The following is a 6,961-nucleotide window of genomic DNA, read 5'->3' on the forward strand; positions in this document are numbered from 1 at the left end:
CGCACGGGCCGCAGCCACCGCCGCCCGTCCCGCACCCGCCGGCCGCCGGGGCCGTGCCGCAGCCGCCCGCCGCGTGCGGCGTGTCCGCCGTGTCCGCCCCGCCCGCCGCGACGTCCGCGCGGTGCCGCGGCAGGGTGTCCTCGCCCATGCCCTCGACCTCGAACCCGGCGTCCCGGATCATGTCGAGGTCGGCCTGCCCGGCCTGGCCCTCGCTGGTCAGGTAGTCGCCCAGGAAGATGGAGTTGGCGAGGTGCAGGCCCAGCGGCTGCATCGTGCGCAGGTGCACCTCGCGCCCGCCGGCGATCCGCACCTCGGTGTCCGGGTTGACGAACCGCACCATCGCCAGGATCCGCAGGCAGCGCTGCGGGGTGAGGTTCCACTCCTTGGCGAGCGGGGTGCCCTCGAACGGGATGAGGAAGTTCACCGGCACCGAGTCCGAGCCCAGCTCGCGCAGCGCGAACACCACGTCGACCAGGTCCTCGTCGCTCTCGCCCATGCCCGCGATCAGGCCCGAGCAGGCCGACAGGCCCGCGCCGTGCGCCTTCCGCACGGTGTCCACCCGGTCCGCGTAGGTGTGGGTGGTGGCGATGTCGCCGTAGGTGCCCTCGGAGGTGTTCAGGTTGTGGTTGTAGGCGTCGACGCCGGCCGCCTTCAGCCGCTCCGCCTGGTTGTCGGAGAGCAGGCCCAGACAGGCGCAGACCTCCACCGCCGGGTCGGCCTCCTTGATGGCCGTCACGGTGTCGGTCACCCGGTCGATGTCACGGTCCGTCGGTCCGCGTCCGCTCGCCACCAGGCAGACCCGCTTGGCGCCGCCCGACACGCCCGCCTTCGCCGCCTCGGCGGCCTGGCCCGGCTTCAGCCAGGTGTACTTCAGGATCTCGGCCTTGGAGCCCAGGCGCTGCGAGCAGTACGAGCAGTCCTCCGGGCACAGTCCGCTCTTCAGGTTCACCAGGTAGTTGAGCTTCACCCGGCGGCCGAACCACCGCCGGCGCACCCGCCCCGCGGCGGCGACCACGTCGAGCAGCTCGTCGTCGGTGGTGGCGAGGACGGCGAGCGCCTCCTCGCGGGTGGGGGTCTCCCCACGCAGGCCCTTGGCGGTGAGGGTATCGAGCAGATCCATGGGGCTGATCCTGCCCGCTGGGCCGCGACGGACGCCAGAGGAAACCCACCAGAAGATCCCGGGGAAGCTGTGCGAGTTGTCACAGTGTCGCAGCTCACGGTAGTGGTGCAGGTCACGCGGGCCGTCGGACGCCCGGCGCGGGCCCGGCGGGGCCGCCGCCCCCGTGATCTTCACCACCCGTGACCTGCATACAATCTGCCGCATGACCACGCAGGGGGAGCGCACCCCGTCATCGGCAGAGCGACCGGACGGGACACCGGCAGAGCACACCCGGGAACAGCCGGCCGGGGCGTACCGGCCCAGACGCGTGACCACCCGACGGGTCGTCGGCTGGATCGCCGTCGCCGGCGTGGTCGCGGCCGGCGGCTGGATCGTCACCCGCCCCACGCCCGGCGACTACATACCCGGGCTCGGCCCCTCCAGCAAGGAGGCGTCCAAGACCCCGCCGATCGTCGGCGACGCGCCGCCGCGCACCGTCGCCGACCCCGAGGCCCTGGACGTCGACGCGTACTTCCCGGCCCAGCGGATCGTCGAGTCCGGCAACTACAAGGGCAAGCGCTCCGGGGTGCGGCGCGGCGAGAACTGCACCGAGGTGCTGCAGGACCGCAACCTGGAACTGCTGCGCGAGGCCGGCTGCAGGGGCTACCTGGCCGTCAGCTTCACCGCCCAGGACAAGCCGGTGCTGAGCAGCGTCACCCTGCTGCGCTTCGCCGACGCCCCGGCGGCCGTCAGGGCGGCCGAATCGCTGCGGGCCAAGCCCGGCTCGGTCGCGTTCATCCTCCCGGACGCCTCCGCAGCCCCCGCGCTGCCGGCCGGCGCGGCCCGGGCCGCCACCGAGCCGCGGGTCGAACTCGTCGGCCACTACGTGACGGTGACCAGCTCGCGGCCCGCCGACGCGCACCCCGCCGCCGGCGCCGCGACCGGCACCGGCTCGCCGAGCCCGGCCGCGCCCCCGGTGAGCCCGCTGCCGGTGCCCTCGATGAGCGCGGCCAACCTCGACCAGCTGCTCGACGAGGCCACCCGGGCGATCTCCTACACCGCCGGGGCGCCGTTCATCTGGATGTGACGGACAGACGGACGGGCCCGGCGGAAGCCGTCCCCCTCGGGGGCGGTCCGCCGGGCCCGTCCGCCGGTGCCTACCGTCAGCCGCCCAGCCGGTCCACGGCCGTGACCCGCAGCACCGCGCGGCCCTCCTCGTCCGAGCCGTAGAGGTCGACCTCGGCGCTGACGCCCCAGTCGTGGTCGCCCGCCGGGTCGTCGAAGATCTGCCGGACCCGCCAGGCCGAGTCCTCCTGCTCGATGATCAGCATCTTCGGGCCGCGCGCGTCCGGGCCGGTGCCCAGGTCGTCGTACTCCTCCCAGTACCCGTCCATGGCGTCCGCCCAGCGGTCCGCGTCCCAGCCGTACGCGCCGTCCAGCGCGCCGAGCTCCTCGTAGTGCTCCAGCGCGCACAGCTCCACCCGGCGGAACATCTCGTTGCGCACCAGCACCCGGAAGGCCCGCGCGTTGGCCGTCACCGGCGCCGGCTTCTCGTCCAGCACCACCTCGGCGGCCTGCGGCTCGGTCGGGTTGGCCAGCTGCTCCCACTCGTCCAGCAGGCTGGAGTCGACCTGGCGGACCAGCTCGCCGAGCCAGGCGATCACGTCCTTCAGGTCGTCGTTCTTCACGTCCTCGGGGACGGTCTGCTCCAGCGCCTTGTACGCGCCCGCCAGGTAGCGCAGCACGATGCCCTCGGTGCGGGCCAGCTCGTAGTGGCCGACGTAGTCCGTGAAGGTCATCGCCCGCTCGTACAGGTCGCGCACCACAGACTTCGGCTGCAGCTGGTGGTCGCCGATCCACGGGTGCGCCCGGCGGTACACCTCGTAGGCGTGGGTGAGCAGCTCCTCCAGCGGCTTCGGGTAGGTGATCTCCTGGAGCCGCTCCATGCGCTCCTCGTACTCGATGCCGTCGCGCTTCATCTCGCCGACGGCCTCGCCGCGCGCCTTGTTCTGCTGCGAGGCGAGGATCTGGCGCGGGTCGTCCAGCGTCGCCTCGACCACCGACACCACGTCCATCGCGTACGACGGCGAGGCCGGGTCCAGCAGCTCGAAGGCGGCCAGCGCGAAGGTGGACAGCGGCTGGTTGAGCGCGAAGTTCTCCTGGAGGTCCAGGGTCAGCCGCACGATCCGGCCCTCGGCGTCCGGCTCCGCCAGCCGCTCCACCACGCCGCCCTCCAGCAGCGAGCGGTAGATGGCGATCGTGGTGCGGATGTGCCGGCGCTGCGCGGCCCGGTCCTCGTGGTTGTCGGTGAGCAGCTTGCGCATCGCCTCGAAGGCGTTGCCGGGCCGGCCGATCACCGACAGCAGCATCGCGTGGGTCACCTTGAACCGGGAGACCAGCGGCTCCGGGTCGGCGGCGATCAGCTTCTCGAAGGTCTCCTCGGACCAGCCGACGAAGCCCTCCGGCGCCTTCTTGCGGACGATCTTGCGCTTCTTCTTCGGGTCGTCGCCCGCCTTGGCGACGGCCTTGTCGTTCTCGATGACGTGCTCGGGCGCCTGCGCCACCACCTGGCCGACGGTGTCGAACCCGGCCCGCCCGGCCCGCCCGGCGATCTGGTGGAACTCGCGGGCCCGCAGGATCCGCACCCGCTGCCCGTCGTACTTCGACAGCGCGGTGAACAGCACCGTGCGGATCGGCACGTTGACGCCCACGCCCAGCGTGTCCGTCCCGCAGATCACCTTCAACAGGCCCGCCTGGGCGAGGCGTTCGACCAGCCGCCGGTACTTCGGCAGCATGCCCGCGTGGTGCACGCCGATCCCGTGGCGGACGTAACGCGACAGGTTGCGGCCGAACTTGGTGGTGAAGCGGAAGTTGCCGATCAGCTCGGCGATGGCGTCCTTCTCCGCCTTCGAGCACATGTTGATGCTCATCAGCGACTGCGCCCGCTCCACCGCCTCCTTCTGCGTGAAGTGCACGACGTACACCGGCGCCTGGCCGGTCTGCAGCAGCTCCTCCAGCGTGTCGTGCAGGGTGGTGCGCCGGTACTCGTAGAACAGCGGCACCGGACGCGTCGCGTTGCGCACCACGGTGGTCGGCCGCCCGGTGCGGCGGGTCAGGTCCTCCTCGAACCGCCGCACGTCGCCCAGCGTCGCCGACATCAGCAGGAACTGCGCCTGCGGCAGCTCCAGCAGCGGGATCTGCCACGCCCAGCCGCGGTCCGGCTCCGCGTAGAAGTGGAACTCGTCCATGACCACCTGGCCGATGTCCGCCCGGGCCCCGTCGCGCAGCGCGATCTGCGCCAGCACCTCCGCCGTGCAGCAGATGATCGGCGCCGTCGGATTCACCGACGCGTCGCCGGTCATCATGCCGACCTGCTCGGTGCCGAAGATCTTCACCAGGTCGAAGAACTTCTCCGACACCAGTGCCTTGATCGGCGCCGTGTAGAACGTCCGCTGCCCCTCCGCGAGCGCCGCGAAGTGCGCACCGGCCGCCACCAGGCTCTTGCCCGAGCCGGTCGGCGTCGCCAGGATCACGTTGTTCCCCGACACCAGCTCGATCAGTGCCTCCTCCTGCGCCGGGTACAGCGTGATCCCGCGCTCCTCCGTCCAAGCGGCGAACGTCTCGTACAGCGCGTCGGGCGTGGCGGGCTTCGGCATCAGATCAAGGAGGGTCACCCGGCTATCTTGCCTGCTCGCCGCCACCCCCGGCAAAGCTACCCCGCCACCACGGGCGCCCGCTCGGCGATCCGCACGTCGGGGCAGCCTTCCTGCCGGACGACCTCAGCGGCGGTGCGGCGGGCGACATCGGCGAAGAGTTGTGTGCGCTCCCGCTCGGGCAGGCCGCTGTCACCGCCGCCCGAAACGTAGATCTGCCGGTAGACCCTCCCCGGCCCCGCCGGCCGGCCGTTGTCGCACCGCAGCAACAGCAGCAGGGAACCGAAGGGCTGGAGCCAGCCGTCGACCCCTGCCCCGAAGTCGAGCACCGTGTTCTGCCCGGTGCCGGCCAGCTCGGTCTCGTGATTCCGCGTGGCGCGGTAGTAGTCCTCCTCGATTTGATCCACTCCGATCTCCACCACGTGATGCGGTTCCCCCGGCTCCCATTCGACCTCGCACTCGGCCTTGACACTCCGGCCCGACAGGTCGGCGGAGCTGTAGGGCGCCTTGACGGCCTTCCCGTCGTCGTGCATGAGCGTCCGTAGGTCGTCCGACGTGACCAACCCCCAGCACGCACTGGCCGGTACCACCGCCGGCTTCGAGGGCTGCGGCCACCACCACCACAGTCCGCCCCCGATGAGCACCAGCACCGTGGCCATGGCTGCGACCGCGAGCCGCCCGCTGTAGCGCCGCACCGTCTCAGTTCTCCTTCTCCGGATGGGTGACCTGCCATGGGATTCCGATGCCGTTGCCGAACGCGCCCTTGATCTGGCCTTCCAGGGCGGGGCCCAGGTCGTTGAGGTAGTTCCGTTCGAGGCCGGCCCGGGTCGCCGCGTCACGGAGCGCGTCCTCGACGGACGCTCGGCGATCGGCTTCAGGAACGCGGCGTCGTAGTTGCCGTGCTTCAGGACGTTGCCGAGGATCTGGTAGCCGTACGGGCTGGAGTCGTAGTCGGCGCCGGGCGCGAGCTGGATGTGCCGGCTGCCGGCCCGTCGCAGCCGGTCGCCCCAGTCCGGGGGCAGGTGCGGCTGCTGTCCGGTGTTGGTGGCGGTGGCCAGGGTGAGGCCGAGCCCCTCCTGGATGCCCTTGATGGCGTCCTTGCGGAGGGGGCTGCCGGCGAAGTCGCCGCTCTGCGCGAGCGCGCCGTAGGAGGCGAGGAAGGTGCCCGGGTCCTGGCCGCCGTAGAAGGCGGTGGCGAACCGGGGGTCGCCGGAGTGGTGCTGGAGCAGGGCCTGCAACTGCGCGAGCTGGGTGTCGCTGGCGGCGCTGCCGAGGCTGAGGATCTGGGCGGCCTGCTTGGCCTCCGCGTCGGCGACGCTGCCCAGCGGGTTGCTGTTGAAGCTCTTGGTGTCGTTGCCGGTGTCCATCGCCAGGGCCAGGGCGGCGGCCGAGTCGGCCTCGGTGGCCCGGTCCAGCGCCTTGCCGATCTCCTGGGCGGAGGCCTGGGCGCTCGCCCGTTGGGTCTCGGCGTAGTCGAGGTCGTGCTTGTCGGCCGCGTCGGTGGCCGGTGGCCAGTGGACGCTGCCGTCGTCGGCGACGGTCAGTCCCTTCTCGGTGGCGTGCTGGACGGCCACCTGGAGGTCCTTCTTCGCGGCGGCGAACTCGTCGTGCGCGTCGCGCAGCGTGCGCGCGATCGCCGAGGCCTCTTCGAAGGCGGCGCGGATCTGGTCGCGCGCCTGGGTGAGGGCGGTGGCGGCGGACTCGGAGCTCGGGCCGGTCCAGCCGGACTGCTGGACCGGGCCGATCACCTCGTTCTGCATCTTGGTCGAGAGGTCCCAGCTGCGGACCATCTTCTCGAAGTCGCCCGCCGCCGCGCTGAGGGCGGCGAGGTCGACCTTCTGGAGCTGGGTGTACGTCACCATGGCGGTGTTCCGCCCCGTCCCTTCCTCAGCGCTGCTGCGCGAACTGGCTGTGGATCGCGGTCTCGGTGCTGTCGTAGTTCTGCGCGGTGGTGTGCAGGTTCTTGCCGATCGTTCCGACGGCTTCCCCGAGCGTGTGGGCCTGGCCCGACCAGACGCTCCACGCGGTGTTGAGGGCGGTGGAGAGGTTCCAGCCCGCCAGCGAGGAGACCGCGCTCGTGACGTGCGCCGAGGGCTGTGCGCACTCGGTGCGGACGGACTCGCGCAGGGCTCCGGCGTTGGTGCCGGCCTGGCGGATCATCCCGGGGTTCGCCTTGACGGACGGTCCGCCGCCGGCCGGCGGGATGACG

The 6,961-nt window shown here is 71.9% G+C and carries 5 protein-coding genes; 1 reads left to right on the forward strand and 4 read right to left on the reverse strand.

Annotated elements, in window-relative coordinates; genetic code table 11:
• Window positions 1–1,120: biotin synthase BioB (bioB, locus tag ABD308_RS09205; RefSeq protein WP_344330599.1), on the reverse strand; the 1,120-nt coding region annotated here is incomplete at its 3' end.
• Between the two features lie 307 nt (window positions 1,121–1,427).
• Between bioB and ABD308_RS09210 the strand changes: the two genes are divergently transcribed.
• Window positions 1,428–2,186, forward strand: a complete 759-nt coding sequence (locus ABD308_RS09210) for a hypothetical protein (protein ID WP_344330601.1) — start codon at window positions 1,428–1,430, stop codon at window positions 2,184–2,186.
• A gap of 76 nt (window positions 2,187–2,262) precedes the next feature.
• On the opposite strand, the gene ABD308_RS09215 is transcribed toward ABD308_RS09210, so the two are convergent.
• From ABD308_RS09215 to ABD308_RS09225, 3 genes are all read right to left on the reverse strand, one after another.
• Complete coding sequence (locus ABD308_RS09215) at window positions 2,263–4,755, reverse strand: DEAD/DEAH box helicase (protein WP_425554727.1); 2,493 nt, start codon at window positions 4,753–4,755, stop codon at window positions 2,263–2,265.
• A gap of 56 nt (window positions 4,756–4,811) precedes the next feature.
• Entirely contained in the window at window positions 4,812–6,614 is a 1,803-nt protein-coding gene (locus ABD308_RS09220) for a WXG100 family type VII secretion target (RefSeq protein WP_344330605.1), read from the reverse strand.
• Between the two features lie 25 nt (window positions 6,615–6,639).
• Window positions 6,640–6,961: WXG100 family type VII secretion target (locus tag ABD308_RS09225; protein ID WP_344330607.1), on the reverse strand; the 322-nt coding region annotated here is incomplete at its 5' end.

Source organism: Kitasatospora putterlickiae, assembly GCF_039527695.1.
Classification (GTDB): domain Bacteria; phylum Actinomycetota; class Actinomycetes; order Streptomycetales; family Streptomycetaceae; genus Kitasatospora; species Kitasatospora putterlickiae.

Coding starts and splice junctions, on each gene's coding strand:
- ABD308_RS09215 (WP_425554727.1), bottom strand. CDS start 4,755: ATGCCGAAGCCCGCCACGCCCGACGCGCTGTACGAGACGTTCGCCGCT.
- ABD308_RS09220 (WP_344330605.1), bottom strand. CDS start 6,614: ATGGTGACGTACACCCAGCTCCAGAAGGTCGACCTCGCCGCCCTCAGC.